This is a genomic window from Luteibacter rhizovicinus, assembly GCF_004342265.1.
Classification (GTDB): domain Bacteria; phylum Pseudomonadota; class Gammaproteobacteria; order Xanthomonadales; family Rhodanobacteraceae; genus Luteibacter; species Luteibacter rhizovicinus_B.
Genome location: NZ_SMCS01000001.1, coordinates 215,085 through 234,719, shown reverse-complemented (window position 1 = coordinate 234,719; position 19,635 = coordinate 215,085). Strand labels below are relative to the sequence as shown.

General features: G+C 62.6%; 16 protein-coding genes. 7 read left to right on the top strand and 9 right to left on the bottom strand.

The genetic code is table 11. From position 1 onward, the window contains the following. Positions 1 to 25: 25 nt before the first annotated feature. The 3 genes from EC912_RS01055 (at position 26) to EC912_RS01040 (ending at position 4,307) form a co-directional block, all read left to right on the top strand. Positions 26 to 544 (top strand): hypothetical protein, encoded by a 519-nt coding sequence (locus EC912_RS01055; protein ID WP_165973457.1) that lies wholly within the window; start codon positions 26 to 28, stop codon positions 542 to 544. Beyond that, positions 541 to 2,100, top strand: a complete 1,560-nt coding sequence (locus EC912_RS01050) for an XVIPCD domain-containing protein (RefSeq protein WP_132141296.1) — start codon at positions 541 to 543, stop codon at positions 2,098 to 2,100. Before EC912_RS01055 ends, EC912_RS01050 begins: the two co-directional genes overlap by 4 nt. 521 nt (positions 2,101 to 2,621) lie before the next feature. After that, positions 2,622 to 4,307, top strand: a complete 1,686-nt coding sequence (locus EC912_RS01040; RefSeq protein WP_132141294.1) for a type IV secretory system conjugative DNA transfer family protein — start codon at positions 2,622 to 2,624, stop codon at positions 4,305 to 4,307. A 49-nt stretch (positions 4,308 to 4,356) separates the two neighbouring features. Here the strand turns inward: EC912_RS01040 and EC912_RS01035 are convergent, their stop codons facing one another. Together EC912_RS01035 and EC912_RS01030 are read right to left on the bottom strand one after the other, a co-directional pair. Beyond that, positions 4,357 to 6,183 (bottom strand): peptidoglycan-binding domain-containing protein, encoded by a 1,827-nt coding sequence (locus EC912_RS01035; RefSeq protein ID WP_132141293.1) that lies wholly within the window; start codon positions 6,181 to 6,183, stop codon positions 4,357 to 4,359. A 32-nt stretch (positions 6,184 to 6,215) separates the two neighbouring features. Then, the gene (locus EC912_RS01030) at positions 6,216 to 6,725 is read right to left on the bottom strand and encodes a hypothetical protein (protein ID WP_132141292.1); all 510 of its coding nucleotides are present in this window, start codon (positions 6,723 to 6,725) and stop codon (positions 6,216 to 6,218) included. A 184-nt stretch (positions 6,726 to 6,909) separates the two neighbouring features. On the opposite strand from EC912_RS01030, the gene mutS reads away from it, so the two are divergent. Together mutS and EC912_RS01020 are read left to right on the top strand one after the other, a co-directional pair. Continuing rightward, positions 6,910 to 9,495: a DNA mismatch repair protein MutS gene (gene mutS, locus EC912_RS01025; protein WP_243649096.1), complete on the top strand. Its 2,586-nt coding sequence runs from the start codon at positions 6,910 to 6,912 to the stop codon at positions 9,493 to 9,495. 131 nt (positions 9,496 to 9,626) lie between these two features. Next, on the top strand, positions 9,627 to 11,111 hold the full coding sequence (locus EC912_RS01020) for a catalase (protein ID WP_132141291.1): 1,485 nt from the start codon (positions 9,627 to 9,629) through the stop codon (positions 11,109 to 11,111). 165 nt (positions 11,112 to 11,276) lie between these two features. Here EC912_RS01020 and EC912_RS01015 read toward each other — a convergent pair whose 3' ends face one another. The 6 genes from EC912_RS01015 to htpX form a co-directional block, all read right to left on the bottom strand. After that, complete coding sequence (locus EC912_RS01015) at positions 11,277 to 11,705, bottom strand: hypothetical protein (protein ID WP_132141290.1); 429 nt, start codon at positions 11,703 to 11,705, stop codon at positions 11,277 to 11,279. Beyond that, positions 11,702 to 12,340 carry a DUF5671 domain-containing protein gene (locus EC912_RS01010; RefSeq protein WP_132141289.1) on the bottom strand — a complete coding sequence of 213 codons (639 nt, stop codon included), beginning with the start codon at positions 12,338 to 12,340 and terminating at the stop codon, positions 11,702 to 11,704. Before EC912_RS01010 ends, EC912_RS01015 begins: the two co-directional genes overlap by 4 nt. Before the next feature lie 94 nt (positions 12,341 to 12,434). After that, positions 12,435 to 12,833 (bottom strand): RNA-binding S4 domain-containing protein, encoded by a 399-nt coding sequence (locus EC912_RS01005; protein WP_132141288.1) that lies wholly within the window; start codon positions 12,831 to 12,833, stop codon positions 12,435 to 12,437. Positions 12,834 to 12,839: 6 nt separating this feature from the next. Next, positions 12,840 to 13,748 carry an AEC family transporter gene (locus EC912_RS01000; RefSeq protein ID WP_132141287.1) on the bottom strand — a complete coding sequence of 303 codons (909 nt, stop codon included), beginning with the start codon at positions 13,746 to 13,748 and terminating at the stop codon, positions 12,840 to 12,842. Positions 13,749 to 14,068: 320 nt separating this feature from the next. After that, positions 14,069 to 15,934, bottom strand: coding sequence for a molecular chaperone HtpG (gene htpG, locus EC912_RS00995; protein WP_132141286.1), 1,866 nt, complete (start codon positions 15,932 to 15,934; stop codon positions 14,069 to 14,071). A gap of 114 nt (positions 15,935 to 16,048) precedes the next feature. Next, positions 16,049 to 16,933, bottom strand: a complete 885-nt coding sequence (gene htpX, locus EC912_RS00990) for a protease HtpX (protein ID WP_132141285.1) — start codon at positions 16,931 to 16,933, stop codon at positions 16,049 to 16,051. 212 nt (positions 16,934 to 17,145) lie between these two features. Here htpX and gluQRS point away from each other — a divergent pair, with 212 nt between their 5' ends. After that, positions 17,146 to 18,009, top strand: coding sequence for a tRNA glutamyl-Q(34) synthetase GluQRS (gluQRS, locus tag EC912_RS00985; protein WP_132141284.1), 864 nt, complete (start codon positions 17,146 to 17,148; stop codon positions 18,007 to 18,009). A 70-nt stretch (positions 18,010 to 18,079) separates the two neighbouring features. After that, complete coding sequence (gene phbB, locus EC912_RS00980) at positions 18,080 to 18,820, top strand: acetoacetyl-CoA reductase (protein WP_132141283.1); 741 nt, start codon at positions 18,080 to 18,082, stop codon at positions 18,818 to 18,820. Positions 18,821 to 18,838: 18 nt separating this feature from the next. On the opposite strand, the gene EC912_RS00975 is transcribed toward phbB, so the two are convergent. Then, positions 18,839 to 19,618 carry a tRNA threonylcarbamoyladenosine dehydratase gene (locus EC912_RS00975; RefSeq protein WP_132141282.1) on the bottom strand — a complete coding sequence of 260 codons (780 nt, stop codon included), beginning with the start codon at positions 19,616 to 19,618 and terminating at the stop codon, positions 18,839 to 18,841. Positions 19,619 to 19,635 lie beyond the last annotated feature (17 nt).

Sequence of the window (19,635 nt, the reverse complement as noted above, 5' to 3'; positions counted from 1 at the left end):
GACCCCTTCCGCATATGGCGCAACCATGAAAAAGCCCGACATCAAGCAGAACCCGAACCCGAAGATGCGTTACGAGATCACTGTGACGATCGATGACGCACCGGGTCCATTCGACCGCATCGAAGGATCCGTCGACTACAAGGTGAGCAACGATCGCTGCGTACCGCTGACACCGATCACCGGTGCTACCGTCGCGCCGGAAAAACGCGTCCCCCTCGAACTGACCCGCACGAGCGACCATGTCTACAAAGGCACCGTCTTTGTGGACCTGCTGCAGGACGAGGACTATTTCGGCATGGGCGTATGCCATTGGTCCGTCGTAGCCGCCGGCGTGGATGTCTACGTCCAGAAGATGGGTTTCAGCGGCTCTCTGTTCCATGACAACCTGTTGGCCGGGAAGACAGATACCCGCTACTTCTCGAAGCGTTCCTATTTCGCCACCGATATGGACCTGATCAATTCCGGGAACGCGAAACGCACCGACTTCAAGAATCCGGACGATACGTTTTCGATCTCGATGAAGGCTGAGGAGAAACTTAAATGACTCTCAGCTCAACTGACTACGCGTTGCTTGCACAGGACTCGTACCACGACCCGGTGCTCGACAAGCGCATCGAGCTTGGTGGCGTGGCCTATAAAGCCATAGACAACGCGAACAATCCGCACACGGGATTTCAGGCCACCGCCTATCTCCGGCTCGACACCAATGAAGTAATCATTGCCTATCGCGGCACGGAGTTCGACCGCGAACCGGTGCACGACGGTGGCGTCGACGCAGGCATGGTACTCACTGGAATAAATGCCCAGGCGCCTGATGCCGTCGCCTTCACACAGCGCGTGATCGACAAGGCAAAGCAGGAAGCCGAGCTCAACGATCGTTCGCCGAATATCACCGTCACCGGCCATTCTCTCGGCGGCACGCTGGCCGAAATCAGCGCCGCCAAATTCGGACTGAAGGGCGAGACCTTCAACGCCTACGGCGCGGCAGGTTTGCTGCACGGCGTACCGGAGGGTGGTCATCAGGTGATCGATCATGTTCGTGCGGGCGACGTAGTCAGCGCGGCCAGCCCGCATTTCGGCGAAGTACGCATCTACGCGGCGCAGCAGGATATCGACACCTTATCCAAGGCCGGCTATCGCGACGACAGCGGCGTGCTGAGCCTGCGTAACCCGGTCAAGGCGATCGACTTCGGCGCGCATGCCATCGACAACTTCGTGCCCGAGAGCAAATTGCTCGGTCAAAGCATCATCAATCCGGAAAGTCAGGCTCGATACCTCGCACATGAAGGTATGGTCGACCGTTACCGGAACGACGTGCAGGACATCCGCAAGGGTCTTTCCGCAGGCTGGGAAATACCGAAGGCTATCGGCGAGACCGCTTATGGCGTGGGTCATGCCGCGGTCGAAAAGCTGGAAGAAGGCGTTCATGCCGTGGGCCACGCAGCCCAACATGTCGCCCAGGAGGTCGGACAGACGATCGATCACGTTCGCAAGGAAGTCGTCGAGGACGCGCAAGCCGTCGGAAATGCGGCGCTGCATGTTGCTCATGAGATCGGAGACACCATCAGCCACGTGGGCAAGGATATCTCGGAGGGTCTTCATTCCGCCGGGCACGCGATCAGCGAGAAAGCCTCGCAAGCGTGGGATACGCTGAGTCATCCGGGCTCGTGGTTCGACGACAAGCCTGCCACGCCAGCTCCCGTTCGTCTGGATCAGACCGGACACCCCGATCACCCGCTTTACCAGCAGGCTCGCGGGGCAGTGCATGAACTGGACGCGGCGCACCAACGCACTCCCGATCAGCGCAGCGACAATCTGGCTGCTTCGCTAACGGTTGCCGCGCGACGCGACGGCCTGACCCGGATCGACCATGCCGAGCTTAGCGACGATGCCGCTCGTACCTATGCCGTGCAGGGCGAACTGAACTCGCCGCTGAAGCGCATCGTGGATGTGCCGACGCAAGAGGCGATGGCGACATCGATCGAACGCAGCAGTGTTAACTGGGAGCAACTTGCGGCGCAGAAACAACTAGCCCAGGCGCAGCAGCAAGAATTGCAACAACAGTCAGTGCAGAAAGCAGGTCCATCTCCCGGGATGTAGCCCGAAAATCTGGCAGGTGGTTATGGCCGACATCCTGCTTCCAGACAACCGTTTCCCCTTTGACTGAAATGCGAAGGAATTCATATGAAAGGCTGGATCATATTGGCTGCCTTGTTCGTTACCGGAGCGGTCAGCGCCCAACAACACTTTAGCTTTCGCGATGACGATCCTTTTTTGTTCTGCACGAAAGGTCAGAAGATATTCGCTCCGTGCTGGATACCTATTCCTCCCCACACAGGACAGTGGATGTATACAGGGGCATGTAACGAGCCTAATAAATATGGAAGACCTTGGACGGGCGACGACAGAAAGGCGCTCAGAGAATATGTATCGATTTGTCCCCAGGCCATAACCAGCGGCGGCTGGAAGGGCGGTGGACGCCCGGAAGCATCTCCGCACGAACACTGAGCAGCACCAATGGAATCACGTTGCCGCGCCCGGCGCGATAACGTTGCTTATATGACCTCCAGAGCCACTCAGGGTGCAGGCCCTGTAACAACACAAGTACCAGGATAGATTGCATGAGCAAGACCAGGGGATATTGGGCGGCCGGACTCGCGTTGGTCGCCCTGGTAGCGGGCGAGTACCTGTCCGGCTATCTGATACAGCTGTTCCTCAAACTCAGCAACGTGCCGCTGACGTGGGAAACCTACTGGCAGTACGTGCGCTCGCTGGACCTGCCGCAGGTGCAGCGGTATGCGATGCGCATTCACGTTGCCGGTATCGTCGGCTTTACCGTGCCGCTGCTGGCATGGGTAGTCGTGCTGTACTTCATGTACCGGACGAAGAAACAGTCCATGCATGGCGATGCCCGCTTCGCGCGGGCGGGCGACCTGAGAAAGCTAGGCATGCTCAAGTCGTCGAAGAACGGCATTCTGGTCGGCAAGTTCAAAGGCGACCTGGTGCGGCTGAGTGGGCAGCAGTTCGTGATCCTTGCCGCGCCGACTCGCTCGGGCAAGGGTGTTGGCGTGGTGATTCCGAACCTTCTCGATTACCAGGAATCGATCGTGGTGCTGGATATCAAGCAGGAGAACTTCGAGCTGACCAGCGGCTGGCGAGCCAGTCAGGGACAGGAGATTTACCTGTTCAACCCGTTCGCCGAGGATCGCCGCAGTCATCGCTGGAATCCGTTGAGCTACGTGTCCAGCGATCCCGCTTTCCGCGTATCGGATCTGATGAGCATCGCGTCGATGCTTTATCCGGATGGCGCCGACGACCAGAAATTCTGGGTCAGCCAGGCACGTAATGCATTCATGGCGTTTGCGCTGTATCTGTTCGAAAAGTGGGACGACGACGAGAAACGCGGCGTGCCGCTGCAGCTTCGGAACAAACCGACGCTCGGCACGATCTATCGCCTGTCCTCCGGCGACGGTACCGACCTTCGTCAGCTTTATCAGTGGCTAGCCCAGCAGACCTTCCTCAGCAGCAACGCGCAATCGGCTTTCGCCAACCTGCTGTCGCAGGCGAACGAAACCTTCGCGTCGATTCTCGGCACGTTCAAGGAACCGCTGAACGCGTGGATCAATCCGGTGCTGGATGCGGCGACCAGCGACGACGACTTCCTGCTCACCGACGTGCGGCGCAAGCGGATGACCATCTATATCGGTATCCAGCCAAACAAGCTGGCCGAGAGCCGCCTGATCGTCAATCTGTTCTTCAGTCAGCTGATCAATCTGAATACCAAGGAGCTGCCGCAGAACAACCCGGCGCTTAAGCATCAATGCCTGCTGCTGATGGACGAGTTCACGTCGATCGGCAAGGTGGAGATCATCGCTTCCGCGGTGTCGTACATGGCCGGCTACAACATCCGTCTGCTGCCGATCATCCAGAGCATGGCCCAGCTCGATGCGACCTATGGCAAGGATGTCTCGCGCACGGTGATTACCAACCATGCTTTGCAGATTGTCTTCGCGCCGCGCGAGCAGCAGGATGCGAACGATTATTCGGACATGCTCGGCTACACCACCGTGCGCAAGGAAAACGTCACGCGCGGACGCAACCGTGGCGATGTTTCCCGTAGTGAATCGGAAGAGAAACGCGCCCTGATGTTGCCGCAGGAGCTGAAGGCCATGGGGACCGACAAGGAAGTGTTCCTGTACGAAGGTATTCCGCACCCGGTGAAGTGCGACAAGATTCGTTATTACCAGGATCGGTATTTCACTTCGCGTCTTATGCCTAAGGTGGATATTCCGCGTTTGGCCGTTTGAGGGAACGGGCCGGACCTTCGGACGATTGTCCGAAGGTCCGGCTGCCGCGTCAGCGGTGCATCGAGGGCTGATCGGCCTGCGGGGCTTGTTGCGGTTGCTGCACGGTCTGGACCGGTTGCGGCTGCTGCGGATTGCGTTGCCATTCGGCACTGCTTTGCGCGATGGGCGTGCCCACAGCCTGTCCCACGTTGACCTCTGTGTATCGCTTGAACGGCGAGTTCATATCGCCCTGCACGGCGAATGCGCGGGTCGCATCGTCGCTGAGCACGACATGATCGATCCGGTTCAGACCCTGACCGTGACCGGCGACAGCCAACGCCGCGGCGAGGTTATGGCTGCGCTGATCCGGCGTACGCCCCTGCTCCGCGTCCACGCGATGCACTGCGCCCAGCGCCTGTTGATACATCGCGTTGCCGGGATGCGCCGCATCGGTGAGGGTAGCCGGCGTTTGCGCGGCGGCCTGCTGTTGCGTGGCGCGATTCAGGGCTTCGAGCGTCTGCGCTCCGGCAATACCGTCGACGTGCAGATTCTGGCTGCGCTGGAATGCTTCCACCGCCGACTTCGTATTCCCGCCGAAATCGCTGTCCGGCGTAATGGGGCGACCATTGGCACCCTGTAAGCCGAGCTGAGCCATTTGAGTCTGCAAAGCGTGTACCTCGGGCCCGTGATCGTGTTCGCGCAGGGAACCCGGACGCTGCACGTGATCCGTCGAGGCATGACTATGACTCGCCGCGGCAGGAGGGTTACGCGTGACCGCACCCGGATGAGTGACATGCAGCAAACGCTCATCGGCACCGTTGCGCCGGATGTTCAGGTCGAGCGTATGGTCGCGATTGGCGACGGTCGAAATATCGCTGCGGGAAACGTCGCTCCACTGTCCGCCGACGAAGGCGCGGCCGTGCCCGGCCTTGTCCCACTCGACGAAATCGCGGCCTTCGGCATAGAAGCCTCGCCCGTTGGCCGTCTTCGCATAGGAACCGCCGGCTTCGAGAGCGTTCACCATCTGCTTGCCATGTGCCGGATCGACGAAGGCATCTTTCACCACGTGATATTCCTGCCCCAGATGCGGATGCGCGGTATCGGCACTCAACTGGGTCGGGTTGACCAGCGGGTTGGCCACCACGTTCTGCCACGGTGCGTGCATCGAGCTGTTCGCGGTGGAGTGCTGCATCGTGTTGAACAGGTCGGCACCACGCAGCGCGGCATCGCGGCCGCTCTGCATATAGCCCGGGAACTGGTCGATGGCGCCGCTCACGTCGGCGACACTGTGGTAAGTCCCGTTACCGACGTTATTGACGATCCGCTGTCCCCAGCGCTCGCTCTGGTTGTATGCCTTCGCGCTGATGGCGATCAGACGCGCCTGGTCGTCCGCGGAAGCGTTCTGATAGAGCTGGCTGCCACGCAAGGGCGTGACGACATCGGTCATCAGCTTGTCCACCTGCTGGACGTCGCGGTTATGCACGAACGTCACACCGTCGTTGCTGGCGAGGAATTCGTTCATATGCGACTTGACCGACGGGTCGATGTCGCGGCCGTGATCGGCATTGATCTGATGACCGTTGCGGCTGAAGTCGGCGATGGTCTGCGTCCGCTGCGCGGCGCTCAGCGCCCAGTCCGGATGCGCGGTATGCGCCCAGGTCTGGTACGAGTCGACGAGCTGGGTGGCGACCGCACCGCCGCTCTGGCCGAGATCGCTCTGCAATGTGCCGATCGAATAGCCGCTGGCGGCGACCGGGTGAAGCTGGACATTTCCGTGCGCGTCGCGCGTCGTGTTTCCGGCGAAGCTCAGGCGATACGCCTGATCCGCACCTTCGGAACTCACGCCGATGGCGAAATACGCGACGGCCTTTGCTTCGTTATCCGTTAAACCTGGCATGGGATTCTTCCTTCGTACTCAGGGGTCGGTGGTCAGTTCGCATCCGCGGCGCAGTGCGTGTCGACAGGAAGAGGCTTGCCCTTCACGACGGGATGCATCACGACGTACTTGCGGAACGCGTTTTCGCCCTTCTTGCCGATCATCTGATACCAGACCAGATCGGAACCCTGGCGGACGAAGTAATCGCTCTCGTTAGCCTCGTATTTGGGGCATACCGCGTAGCCGGCCTGCTCGTCCCCGCCGCAATAGCGCACGAAGAGCTTGCCGTCGCGGATACTGCCCTTGAGGGAACCGTCCGTCCCGCTGACGCGGGTGCCGTCGGTCCAGTCTCCGGCCACGTCATTGCCGGTCTGGGTCAGCGTTACGGTAGCCGAATGGCCCTGCCCGCAGGTCTGCTTATAGCCCCAGTTGCCGCCGAATGGCTTCGTGGCGCCGGCATCGGTTGCGCTTGCGATACAAAAAACCTGTGCTGTCGCCAGAACGCCGAGGACGAAAACTCCCCGAGGCAGACGCAGCCGCGTACGACTTCGAATGTCGAACATGACAACTCCTTGGAAACCAATATCCTGGAACCCCCGTGCGTGGAGCATATCATCGGGACTTCCAAGGAAAACGTGAGCATGGTCGGGGATTGCGTCAGACCGCGTTCCGGCGTCCCCCGTCGCTTATCATGTAGGGCTGGCCGGCAATGGGTGCTGCGCCATCACCATCGCATGCAGTGGAATCATGGCAACCACAGAAGAAGATCGTTCGACCGGCGGACACACGCCCTTCATGCGCCAGTACCTGGGCACGAAAGCGGAATACCCGGACATCCTCCTGTTCTTCCGCATGGGCGATTTCTACGAGCTGTTCTACGACGACGCCCGCAAGGCGGCGCGACTGCTCGATATCACCCTCACGCAGCGCGGCCAGTCGGCGGGCGCGCCCATTCCGATGGCGGGCGTGCCGTATCACGCGGTAGAGAATTACCTCGCGCGTCTGGTCAGGCTCGGCGAATCCGTCGCGCTATGCGAGCAGATCGGCGATCCGGCCACGTCGAAGGGGCCGGTCAAGCGCGAAGTCGTGCGTATCGTTACGCCGGGCACGGTGACCGATGCCGCGTTGATGGAAGAGCGGCGCGACAACCTGCTGTTGTCGATCGCGGCCGGCCCGAGCGGCTATGGCCTGGCCTGGGTCGACCTGTCCACCGGCCGTTTCCTCGTCAACGAAGTACCCAACGCCGAGGGGCTCGCCGCCGAGCTCGCACGGCTTCAGCCGGCCGAGACGCTGGTCAGCGACGACGTCGCGTGGCCCAAGCTGGTATCGGCCCTGCCGGGTCTGCGCAAACGTCAGCCGTGGCATTTCGAATTCGACAGCGCGCGGCGCGAGCTGTGTCGCTTCTTCCGCACGCGCGACCTGCTGGGCTTTGGCGTGGACGGCATGCCGCTCGGCGTGGCCGCGGCCGGTTGCCTGCTCGGTTACGTGGAAGAAACCCAGAAGAGCGCCCTGCCCCATCTGACCGGCATGGCCGTGGAAAGCGCGCGCGAAACGATCGCGATGGATGCCGCCACGCGACGCAATCTCGAAATCGACACGCACCAGAGCGGCCGTGTCGAGAACACGCTGCTCGGTGTACTGGACGAGACGGTCACCCCAATGGGCGCGCGTCTGCTGCGCCGCTGGCTGAACCGCCCGTTGCGCAGTCGCGACGTGCTGCGTCAGCGCCATCAGGCCATCGGCAGCCTGCTCGACTCACGCCGCCAGCAAGCCCTGCGCGAACGTCTACGCGGCATCGGCGACCTGGAGCGCATTCTCGCGCGCGTGGCGCTCCGTTCCGCCCGCCCGCGCGACCTGTCGACGCTGCGCGATGGCCTCGCCGCGGCGCCGCGCCTGCGCGAGGACATCGAGGGACTGGACAGCCCGTTGCTGCACAGCCTTGTCGAACGCATCGGCGATCACCGCGACACCGCCGAGCTTCTGGCGCGCGCCGTCATCGAGCAACCGCCCGTACTGCTTCGCGACGGCGGCGTGCTGGCCGAGGGCTATGACGAGGAACTGGACGAACTGCGCCAGCTGTCCACCAACGCCGATCAGTTCCTGGTCGACATGGAAGAACGCGAAAAAGCCGCCAGCGGCATCTCCACGCTGAAGGTCGGTTACAACCGCGTCCACGGTTATTACATCGAAATCACCAAGGCCAACGCCGAAAAGGCTCCGACGCACTACACGCGCCGGCAGACGACCAAGAACGCCGAGCGCTACATCACCGAAGAACTGAAAATCTTCGAGGACAAGGTGCTGTCCGCCAAGGAACGTTCGCTGATGCGCGAACGCGCACTGTACGAACTGTTGCTGGACAAGCTCACGGAGCACCTGCCCGAACTCAAGATCGCGGCGGCGGCCATGGCGGAGCTGGACGTACTGGCCAATCTGGCCGAACGCGCCGAAGCGCTCGACTGGGCCGCGCCTTCGCTCACCGACGAAGCGGGCATCCACATTTCGCGCGGTCGTCATCCGGTCGTCGAAAAAGTCCGCGACGAGCCGTTCGAACCGAACGACCTGAACCTGGACGACGCGCGGCGCATGCTGGTCATCACCGGCCCGAACATGGGCGGTAAGTCGACTTACATGCGGCAGAACGCACTGATCGTCCTGCTGGCGCACGTGGGCAGCTATGTACCGGCCGCTGCCGCGACGATCGGACCGATCGACCGGATATTCACCCGCATCGGAGCGGGCGACGACCTGTCGCGAGGCCAGTCCACCTTCATGGTGGAAATGAGCGAGACGGCGAACATCCTCCACAACGCCACCGAATGCAGCCTCGTGCTGATGGACGAGGTGGGGCGCGGTACCAGCACGTACGACGGCCTTTCGCTGGCCAGGGCCGCCGCGGTTCATCTGGCGGCGACCAGCCGCGCGTTCACGCTGTTCGCGACGCACTACTTCGAGCTGACCGAACTGGCGGGCGAGTTTCCGGCCATCGCCAACGTACATCTGGATGCCGTGGAATACGGCGAGCAACTGGTCTTCATGCATACCGTGAAGGAAGGTCCGGCCAATCGCAGCTTCGGCCTGCAGGTGGCCGCGCTGGCGGGTCTGCCCAAGGCGGTGATCGCCGACGCCCGGCGTTATCTGTCGGCGCTGGAACAGGGGCACGAGGTCACGGCGGCTGTAGCGGCCCCCATGTCCTCCGCCACTCCGCAGATGGGCCTGTTCGCTCCACCGCTTCCCTCGCCCGTGGAAGAAGCAGTGCGTGCCCTGGACCCCGATGCGCTGAGCCCCCGCGACGCGCTGGATGCGCTCTATCGCCTTCGCCGCATGCTCTGAGCGACGATTGATCCTGCCTATCGGATCGATGAGAACAATCGAATTCTTATAATGGCTGAATCTGCCTATAGTCGGTCATACGGCTCGGGGGATACTCGGGCATCAACGACCCGAGCAGGAGAAATACAGCCATGACGACCGACCGCAAAACGCTCACGACAGCCGGTGGTTCGCCCGTAGCCGACAACCAGAACAGCCTGACCGCCGGCCCGCGCGGTCCGGTCCTGATCCAGGATCGGGAGCTGTTCGAAAAGCATGCACACTTCAACCGCGAACGCATTCCTGAGCGTGTCGTCCACGCCAAGGGTTCGGCCGCCTTCGGCACGCTGACGATCACGAAGGACATCACGGCATACAGCAAGGCCGATGTGTTCTCGGCGGTCGGCAAGAAGACCGACATGCTGCTGCGCTTCTCCACCGTGGCCGGCGAGCGCGGCGCGGCGGATGCCGAACGCGATGTGCGCGGCTTCGCGCTGAAGTTCTACACGGGCGAAGGCAACTGGGACCTGGTGGGTAACAACACCCCGGTCTTCTTCGTGCGCGATCCCTACAAATTCCCCGATTTCATCCACACGCAGAAGCGCGATCCGCGCACGAACATGCGCAGCAACACCGCCGCGTGGGATTTCTGGTCGTTGTCGCCCGAATCGCTGCATCAGGTAACGATCCTGATGAGCGATCGCGGCCTGCCGAAGTCTTACCGTCACGTCGACGGATTCGGCAGCCACACCTATAGCTTCATCAACGCCGCCAACGAACGCTTCTGGGTGAAGTTCCACTTCAAGACCCAGCAGGGCATTGCCAACATCACGAACGCCGACGCTGCGGCGCTGGTCGGCAACGACCGCGAATCGCATCAGCGCGACCTGTTCGAAGCTATCGAGCGTGGCGAGTTCCCGCGCTGGAAGATGTTCGTGCAGATCATGCCGGAGGCCGAAGCCGAAACCACGTCGTACAACCCGTTCGACCTGACGAAGATCTGGCCGCATGCCGACTATCCGCTGATCGAAGTCGGCGAATTCGAACTGAACCGCAATCCGGACAACTATCACGCGCAGGTCGAGCAATCGAGTTTCTCGCCGGCCAATGTGGTGCCCGGTATCGGCTACAGCCCGGACAAGATGCTGCAGTTCCGGCTGTTCTCTTACGCCGACGCCGCGCGCTATCGCCTGGGCGTGAATCACGAGTCGCTGCCGGTCAACGCGCCGAAGTGCCCGGTGCACAACTATTATCGCGATGGCCAGATGCGCTTCGACACGAACGGCGGCGGTAGCGTGAACTACGAGCCGAATTCATTCGGTGGTCCGGTCGAGAAGCCTTCGGTGAAGGAGCCGCCGCTGAAGATTTCCGGCGACGCCGATCGTTACGATCACCGCGCGGGCAACGACGACTACACGCAGGCCGGTAACCTCTTCCGCCTGATGAATGCCTCGCAGAAGCAGGCGCTGTTCAACAACATCGCCGCCGCGATGCAGGGCGTGCCGGCCGCCATCGTCGAACGTCAGATGGGTCACTTCACCAAGGCCGATCCCGCCTACGCCGAAGGCGTGCGCAAGGCCCTTGCCTCGACACCCCCATCGGCACCGGAAGGCCGTACGGTCGAGGAAGTAGTTTGATCGAAGTGGTCTGATTGATTCCCGGGATGGCCGCCATGGCCATCCCGGCAAGTTTCACGGGACGACCGACTCTCCTCGAAACTCCCGTGGGCGTTGCCCACACGTGTCACGACGCCAGCAGCTTTGTGGCACGTGTGGGGCGCTTTTTCGCAAGATACCCATCGCTCAGCGGCGCACACCGATCTTCTGATCGAAACATTGCCTTCCCGCGACGTGTTGCCTCGGCAAGTGAAACGCCCCCTCGACGACGAATGTATCGCGCGCCTCCGGTTCCGATGGCTCGGCGAATGTCGCGCACAGTCGCCAGGTGCTCTTGCCGGTGATCCCGTATTCGTAGGGTGCCCCCGTCACGGGGTCGACTATCGCCATGACAGCACCCGAGGCGGCAAGCGTTTCGGGTAGCACTCCCTTCGTTCCTTCGTAAGCCCGGATGGCGACGGACAGACGATCCAGATCTGCGATGCGAATTTTGTCCGTACGAAGCTCTCGCTGATGCTGCGGGGTTCCTTCGACACAGATCGCGGCAACAACGGCGACAACCATCACGATCGATACCACGACGGCCAAAAGGCGAACGCCATTGCCGCGCATCATGGCATGTGCTCGTCGCGTCGAAGATCCCACAGGTAATAGGCGAATACCGTCGTCGCGATCGCGGCCGCGACAACGACCTTGAGAATGAAGCGAAGCGTCAGCTCACCGCCAAGCACGTTATCCACCAGCGTGATCAGATCGCAGATCAGAATGACCGCCGCCACGAAAAGCGTCAGGTAAGTCAGCCATCGACGCACCGACGATTGCCGCTTCACCGGTTGCTCCGCAAGTTCGCGCCCGATTTTCCGCGAAAGAAAGAGGTACACCGGAAAAGCGATGATGATCGACGCAGCCGACCAGCGGATGCGATTGCCGAAAAGCGTGAAGTAATTCGTTACCGGGTCAGGGAATGCTCGATCGATCAGTTCGAAGCACAGTGCGCCGAGATGGTATGCACTGATATAGAGCGTGGTGAACAGAACGAGGTAGAGAAACGCCTCGCGTGCGGAAAGGTAGGGACGGGGTCGCGGCACCGGAACAGCGAACGTCGTATCGGCGTAAGCCGCCAATGCGGCGTGTGCCTGCTCCGGCGCCCAGCCGGCATCCGTCAATGCCTTGTCGATCTCGCTACGGGAGTGTCCACCGATCAGCGCATCCCGTACGAATAGTTCCAGATCCTGCCCACTGCTCGCCATCGTCCCGCCCCTTGCGTCCATGGTGTGGCGAGCTTGCCACGATTCACTCCGGAGCAGATGTCGAAGGGAGGGCTAAGTCGGGGCTAGCGGGTGTCTACAGCGAATCCTTGACGGCCTGGATCAGGCGTCGCGCTTTTTTGTCCGGACGCGAGGCAGGACGCAGCAGCGCCCCGCCGGTCATCCGTCGATCTTCGCGCTGGCGTTCGCGCCCGGCCGCGCTCTCTTCCGTTTCGCTATAGAGCTTCTGCGCCTCGGATGCCGGACCACGTTTTACCGATAGCGCGATCACCTCGCATTCCAGCTTTTCCTCGCCGCGCGATACACGCAGCCGGTCGCCGACGGTTATCGGTCTGGCGGGTTTGCAGGCCGCGCCATTTAGTTCGACCTTCCCACCGTCGATTGCCTGTTTGGCCAGACTGCGCGTCTTGAAGAAACGGGCGGCCCATAGCCACACATCGGCGCGTACTTCGGAAGTTTTCGACGGATCGGTCATCACGAATCAGAGGATGTGGGTCAACAGCAGATTCCCAAGGGGAATGGTCGCCAGCGACAGCAATATCCCCGCACCGAGCACGGTGTTGGCGAGCCGGGGTTCCAGATCGTACTGGTCGGCCAGAATCGCCGCCGAGATCATCGGCGCCATGGCTGCTTGCAGCACGCCGACGATCAACGTGAGACCCGTGACGCCCGCCGCCATACCGACGGCGAGGCCAATGACCGGCGCGAGCAGCAATTTCCACCCAAGACCGGCGACCAGCGCGCCGAGCTGATCGCGATGCAGATGTAACTTGAACTGCAGGCCCACGGAAAACAGCGCCAGCGGCGTCAGTGTCGAGCCCAGTTGCATCAGAACGCGATCGACGGATTCCGGCCAGCCACCCGCTGCCCCGACAACGACACCCGCGATCAGGGAAAGGAAGGCGGGAAAGGTCAGTAGCCTGCGCGCCACGAGCGCCGGGCTGGCGGAACGCCCCGAGTACAACGACGCCACGACAATGCCGCCAGCCGCCAGCAACGGAAAACAGCCGAGCTGGTCGGCGATGACGGCAATCGCGAGTCCTTCCTTTCCGTGCAGGGCTTCCATCATCGGATAGCCCATGAACGAGGTATTGCCGAGACCGCAGACCAGGGTCAGGCAGCCGATGCGCGCCCGCGACCAGCCGAGGGTCCGCCCGAGCGTCGTGAACAATGCCCAGGCACCGAAGAACGTAAGGAACATCGCGAACACCGGAAACCACAGGTGCGCGTCGATGCGGACCCGCGGCACCAGCGCCAGCACCAGCGCGGGTAGCGCGATGTTGAGTACGAACCAGTTGATACCGGGGACGATGCCGTCGGGAAGCTTCGCGTAGCGGCGACAGAGGATGCCGAGGGCCAGGCAGACGAAGAGGATGAGGAGTGCGGACATGGGGCCATTGTAAGCAACACGCGAACCTTCGCCTCACGGTGTTCCCTCACCGTCACCCCGGCGTACGCCGGGGTCCGCAGCGACCACGTGGGGCGAGCCCCAACGCCGACGATCCGGCCTGAAGGCGACCGCGACAACTCATCGTCTCGCTGCGGGTTCCGGCGTGCGCCGGAACGACGATGAGGGCACCGAACCTCACGTTCTTACTTCCGACCTGCGTGTTCGATTGTTCGGGACATCTGGGGGCGTGCGCCTGAGAGACGATGGGAGCTCACCCGCGAAAGGGATGGCAAGCGCCATCCCTTTCGCTTTCGAGGGCTTTACCCCAGCAACACCCGATTCATCCGCTGCACGAACGCCGCCGGATCGGCCAGCTGCGCGCCGGCCGTGATCTCCGCCTGCTCCAGCAGAAGACCCGCCAGATCGGCGGCCTTCGCGTCGTCGGTTTCGGTGGCCAGGCGCTTCAGCAGTTGATGTTCCGGATTCACTTCCAGCGCGGGTTTCGCATCGGGCACGTCCTGACCGGCCTCGCGAAGAAGACGGGCGAGATGCGGCGCCATGTCGTAATCAGCCAGTGCAAGGCAAGACGGCGAATCGGTCAGGCGAGCCGATACGCGGACGTCGCTCACACGATCGCTAAGCAACGTCTTGATGCGTGCCAGCAGCGGCTCGGCAGCCTGCGTGGCGGCTTCCTGCTTCCGCTTGTCGGCTTCGTCCAGCGGCAACTCGCCCTTTGCCACGTTCTGCAGGCGCTTGCCCTCGTACTCGTTCAGATAACCGAGCATCCATTCGTCGATGCGATCGAACATCAGCAGCACTTCGACGCCCTTGGCCTTCAGGGCTTCCAGTTGCGGGCTGCCTGCGGCCGCGGCGTAGCTATCGGCCGTGACGTACCAGATGATGTCCTGGCCAATCTGCATGCGCCCGATGTAATCGTCGAGCGACACCGTCTTGCCGGCGCCCTCGCCCTTCGTGGATGCAAAGCGCAGCAGCTTCGCGATGCGTTCGCGATTGCCGGCATCTTCGACGATACCTTCCTTGAGCGTGTTGCCGAAGGCATCCAGGAAGGTCGTGAACTTCGCCGGTTCGTCGCGCGACAGTTTTTCGAGAAGATCCAGTACGCGCTTTACGCAGGCGCCGCGAATGCGATCGAGCTGGCGGTTCTTCTGCAGAATTTCGCGACTGACGTTCAGCGGCAGATCGTCTGCATCGACCACGCCACGGACGAATCGCAGATATTTCGGCAGCAGTTCTTCGGCGGCATCCATGATGAAGACGCGCTTGATATACAGCTTCAGACCCTTGCGCTCGTCGCTGCCGCCCATCATCAGATCGAACGGCGGTTGCGACGGAATATAGAGCAGCGTCGTGAAGCTCTGGCTGCCTTCGACGCGGTTATGCGTCCACGCCAGCGCGTCGTTGAAGTCGTGACCCAGTGCCTTGTAGAAGCTCTGGTAGTCCTCGTCGGAAATATCCGACTTGGGACGCGCCCACAACGCCGAAGCGGAGTTGATCGTTTCCCACTCGTCCGTATCCGGCTTGCCGTCGCTATCCTTCGGCATGCGGATGGGAAAGGCAACGTGGTCGGAATATTTCGCAATCGTCGAGCGTAACGTCCACGGCTGCAGGAACTCGTCCTCGTCCGCCTTCAGGTGCAGGATGACCGTCGTGCCGCGAGCGGGCAATTCGACGTCGTCGAGGCTGTATTCGCCCTTGCCGTCGCTTTCCCAGCGCACGCCTTCGCTGGCCGCGCTACCGGCGCGCCGCGTCAGCACCGTCACGCGGTCGGCCACGACGAACGCGGAATAGAAGCCCACGCCGAACTGACCGATAAGTCGCGCATCGGCCTTCTGCTCGCCCGACAGCGCCTCGAGGTAGCGGCGCGTGCCCGAACTGGCAACCGTGCCGATGTTCGCCACGACTTCGTCGCGGCTCATGCCGACGCCGTTGTCGCGGACGCTGATGGTGCGGGCCTCCGGATCCCAGCTGACCTGGATGCGCAGCTCGGCATCGCCGTCCAGCAGTTCGGGATGGGATTGCGATTCGAAACGCAGCTTGTCGCAGGCGTCGGAGGCGTTGGAAATAAGCTCGCGAAGGAAGATTTCCTTGTGCGAGTACAGCGAATGGGTCACCAGGTGCAGTACCTGGGAGACTTCGGCTTCGAACTTGCGGGTTTCCTGGGTCACGGATGGTTCGCCGGATAGTGGAACATAGGAGCAATTATGCGATGGACCGACCGGCCCTGCACAAGAAAACGGCCGGTGCCCACGAGCACCGGCCGTTCGACGTAAGTGTCGTACTTAACGGGCCGACTGCAGGGCGGCAATGCGCTCTTCCAGCGGCGGATGGCTCATGAACAGGCGCTTGAGGCCCGTGGCCAGATGACCCGAAATGCCGAAAGCCTGAATCGTCTGCGGCAGCGTGCTTTCGCCGTGATTGGCCGACAGGCGTTGCAGGGCCGAAATCATCGCGCCGCGACCGGCCAGATTCGCACCCGCGGCATCCGCCCGGAATTCGCGCCAGCGCGAGAACGCCATCGCGATCATCGAAGCGAACAGGCCGAACACGATCTGCAATACCAGCACGACCACGAAGTAGCCCATGCCGCCGCCATCGCGTTCGCGACCGCCGTTCAACCAGCTGTCGACGAGTCGGCCCACGATACGCGCCGCCACGATCACCAGGGTATTGAGTACGCCCTGGATCAGCGTCAGCGTCACCATGTCGCCGTTGGCGACGTGGCCGATTTCGTGGCCGAGTACGGCCGACACCTGCTCGCGATCCATTTGCTGGAGCAGACCGGAGCTGACGGCAACGAGCGCATTGTTCCTGCTCATGCCCGTGGCGAAGGCGTTCATTTCCGGGCCGTCGTAGATCGCGACCTCGGGCATGCCGATACCCGCCTTCTCGGCGTGACGGCGAACCGTGTCGAGCAGCCAGCGCTCGTTCTCGTTGGCGGGCTCCTTAATGACCTTCGCGCCCGTCGACATTTTTGCCATCCACTTGGAGATGGCCAGCGAAATAAAGGCGCCGCCCATGCCGAAGACGGCGGCGTACACCAGCAATCCGCCCATCCCTACGCCACGCTGGGCGGCCCATGCGTCGATGCCGAAAAGCCGGCAGACGATGCTGAGCAGGATGAGGACGGCGATATTGGTACCGAGGAAAAGCAGAATTCGTAGCATGGCTGTCTCTTGGGGGCAGTCATGAAGGGGACCGCGCGCTGCCCTGTCACGTAGTTTTCGGGGTCCGACCTGAACGATTCAAGGGCCACGACAGCTAACCCGAGGCGCGACGCGCACTTGCGCCATCCGCATCGCCTACACTCAAACCCGACCTCCCCGACCCTGCATGAGAAGTTTCTCATATCCGGTCGTTCCACCCATTTCCCTCTTCCATGACATATCGCGGTCGATTCGCCCCCTCGCCCACCGGTTCGCTGCATTTCGGCTCGCTCGTCGCTGCCGTCGGCAGCTGGCTTTGCGCCCGGCATGCGGGAGGCGAGTGGCTGGTTCGGGTCGAGGACGTCGATCCTCCCCGGGAGGTGCCCGGGTCCGCCCGCACGATACTGCGCACGCTAACGGCCTTCGGCCTGCATCCGGACGCCCCGCCCGTCTTCCAGTCGACGCGGCATGCCGCTTACGAAGAAACCCTCGACCGGCTCCGGGCGCAAGACCATGTCTTTCCCTGCTGGTGCAGCCGGATGGACCTCGTGCCTGCCGGCGGACTGCACCGGGACGGCCACTGCGTAGCCGCGCCCGATCCGGCCCGCCCACCCGCGTGGCGCATTCGGGTGCCCGATACCGTGGTGACCTTCGACGATGCATTGCAGGGTCGACAGTCGCAGAGCCTTCGCGACGACGTCGGCGATTTTGTCCTCCGGCGTGTCGAAGGCTATTGGGCCTACCAGTTGGCCTGCGTCGTGGACGATGCCGCGCAGGGCATCACCGAAGTCGTACGAGGTGCCGACCTGCTCGACTCCACTCCCCGGCAGATATGGCTCCAGACCCTGCTGGGCGTCGCCACGCCGCGCTATATGCATTTGCCGCTGGTGACGGATGCGCAAGGCAGAAAGCTGTCCAAATCCGCGGCCGATCTGCCGGTCGACGCGCGGGATCCCCTTCCCGCCCTTCGTCTCGCCATCGCACAGCTGGGCATGCCCGTTTCCGGCATGGCCGGCTCGCCGGAAGACCTCCTGCGTCACGCATTGCGGGATTTCGACCCTGCGACGCTACGTCGCAGTAGCCATCCATACGGCTGAGACGCTATAAGACTCGCTTGTCCCCGGCACGTCCCGCCGCCCGGACATCTTCTTTCCCGACGAGGTAGGCATGACGCAGCGCACGGCATTGGTCACGGGTGGCACCGGAGGAATCGGTACCGCGATCGTGCGCTATCTGGCGCGACAGGGTCATCGCGTCGCCACCAACTATCGCGACGAGGCCCGCGCCGCCGCCTGGCGCGAGGACATGATCCGTGACGGCATCGAGGTCGTGATGGTGGCGGGCGACGTCTCCGATCCGGTCTCGGCCGAGGCCATGATCCGCGGAGTCGAGGATCTGGCCGGCCCGGTCGAAGTCCTGATAAACAATGCGGGCATCACTCGCGATACCACCTTCCACAAGATGGACTACCAGCAGTGGACCGAGGTGGTGAACACCAACCTCAACGCCTGCTTCAACGTGACCCGCCCCGTCATCGAGGGCATGCGCGCCCGGCGCTGGGGCCGCATCGTGCAGATCAGTTCGATCAACGGCCAGAAGGGTCAGTACGGTCAGGCGAACTACGCCGCCGCCAAGGCCGGCGTGCACGGATTCACGATCTCGCTGGCCCAGGAAAACGCCCGCTTCGGCATTACCGTCAATACGGTGTCCCCGGGCTACGTGGGTACGGACCTGGTCATGGCCGTACCCGACGATATCCGCGAGAAAATCATCGCCCAGATCCCGGTCGGCCGCCTTGGCCGTCCCGAGGAAATCGCGCACGCGGTGGCCTTCCTTACCGCGGAAGAATCGAGCTGGATCACCGGGTCGAACCTGGCGATCAACGGCGGGCATTACATGGGTTGGTAATCGCGACCGGCGGTTGCTTCAGGCCTTCGTCAGAAGGCTCATCACCTTGCCCACCGCCGCGAACGCGAACGCACCGGTGACGTGGGCGGCGGCACCCAGACCGCCGCCGCAGTCCAGTTTCAGCGCGTCCCCACCCGGTGGGCGCACGCCGCACACCGAGCCATCCGGCTGCGGGTAGCGGACATTCTCCAGCGAGTACACCGCCGATACGCCGAAGAAGCGATCGGGATTGCGCGGAAAGCCGTGCTCCTGACGGAGCTTCTTGCGGATCATGCTGAGCATCGCGTCGTGCTCGGTACGCGAAAGATCGCGCACCCGGACCAGGGTCGGGTCGGTACGTCCGCCAGCCGCCCCGACCGTCACCAGCGGCAGCTTCCGCCGGCGACACCAGACGATGGTTTCCAGCTTGACCTTCAGCGCGTCGCACGCGTCGAGGACGACGTCGTACTTCCGGTCCAGCAGTTCGTCGAGGGACGACGAGGTAAGGAAACGCTCCATGGCCTCCAGGCGGATGGCCGGATTGATGGCGTGGGCGCGCTCGGCGACGACCCCGACCTTGGGCTTGCCGTACTGGCCCTCGAGGGCATGCATCTGGCGGTTGGTGTTCGACAGACAGACATCGTCGCCATCGATCAGGGTCAGCCGCCCGACCCCGCTGCGTGCCAGGGCCTCGGCGGCCCAGGACCCCACGCCACCCACGCCGATAACGCACACGTGAGCCTGGGCAAGGCGGTCGAGGGTACCCGTACCGTACAGACGTTCGATGCCGGCGAAACGCTCGGCCTGGTTAGGATTCATGCGAGGGAAGCTCTGGG

Excerpts from the sequence above, each read along its gene's own strand:
- EC912_RS01055 (WP_165973457.1), top strand. The coding sequence starts at position 26 with ATGAAAAAGCCCGACATCAAGCAGAACCCGAACCCGAAGATGCGTTAC.
- EC912_RS01050 (WP_132141296.1), top strand. The coding sequence starts at position 541 with ATGACTCTCAGCTCAACTGACTACGCGTTGCTTGCACAGGACTCGTAC.
- EC912_RS01040 (WP_132141294.1), top strand. The coding sequence starts at position 2,622 with ATGAGCAAGACCAGGGGATATTGGGCGGCCGGACTCGCGTTGGTCGCC.
- EC912_RS01035 (WP_132141293.1), bottom strand. The coding sequence starts at position 6,183 with ATGCCAGGTTTAACGGATAACGAAGCAAAGGCCGTCGCGTATTTCGCC.
- EC912_RS01030 (WP_132141292.1), bottom strand. The coding sequence starts at position 6,725 with ATGTTCGACATTCGAAGTCGTACGCGGCTGCGTCTGCCTCGGGGAGTT.
- mutS (WP_243649096.1), top strand. The coding sequence starts at position 6,910 with ATGGCAACCACAGAAGAAGATCGTTCGACCGGCGGACACACGCCCTTC.
- EC912_RS01020 (WP_132141291.1), top strand. The coding sequence starts at position 9,627 with ATGACGACCGACCGCAAAACGCTCACGACAGCCGGTGGTTCGCCCGTA.
- EC912_RS01015 (WP_132141290.1), bottom strand. The coding sequence starts at position 11,705 with ATGATGCGCGGCAATGGCGTTCGCCTTTTGGCCGTCGTGGTATCGATC.
- EC912_RS01010 (WP_132141289.1), bottom strand. The coding sequence starts at position 12,340 with ATGGCGAGCAGTGGGCAGGATCTGGAACTATTCGTACGGGATGCGCTG.
- EC912_RS01005 (WP_132141288.1), bottom strand. The coding sequence starts at position 12,833 with ATGACCGATCCGTCGAAAACTTCCGAAGTACGCGCCGATGTGTGGCTA.
- EC912_RS01000 (WP_132141287.1), bottom strand. The coding sequence starts at position 13,748 with ATGTCCGCACTCCTCATCCTCTTCGTCTGCCTGGCCCTCGGCATCCTC.
- htpX (WP_132141285.1), bottom strand. The coding sequence starts at position 16,933 with ATGCTACGAATTCTGCTTTTCCTCGGTACCAATATCGCCGTCCTCATC.
- gluQRS (WP_132141284.1), top strand. The coding sequence starts at position 17,146 with ATGACATATCGCGGTCGATTCGCCCCCTCGCCCACCGGTTCGCTGCAT.
- phbB (WP_132141283.1), top strand. The coding sequence starts at position 18,080 with ATGACGCAGCGCACGGCATTGGTCACGGGTGGCACCGGAGGAATCGGT.
- EC912_RS00975 (WP_132141282.1), bottom strand. The coding sequence starts at position 19,618 with ATGAATCCTAACCAGGCCGAGCGTTTCGCCGGCATCGAACGTCTGTAC.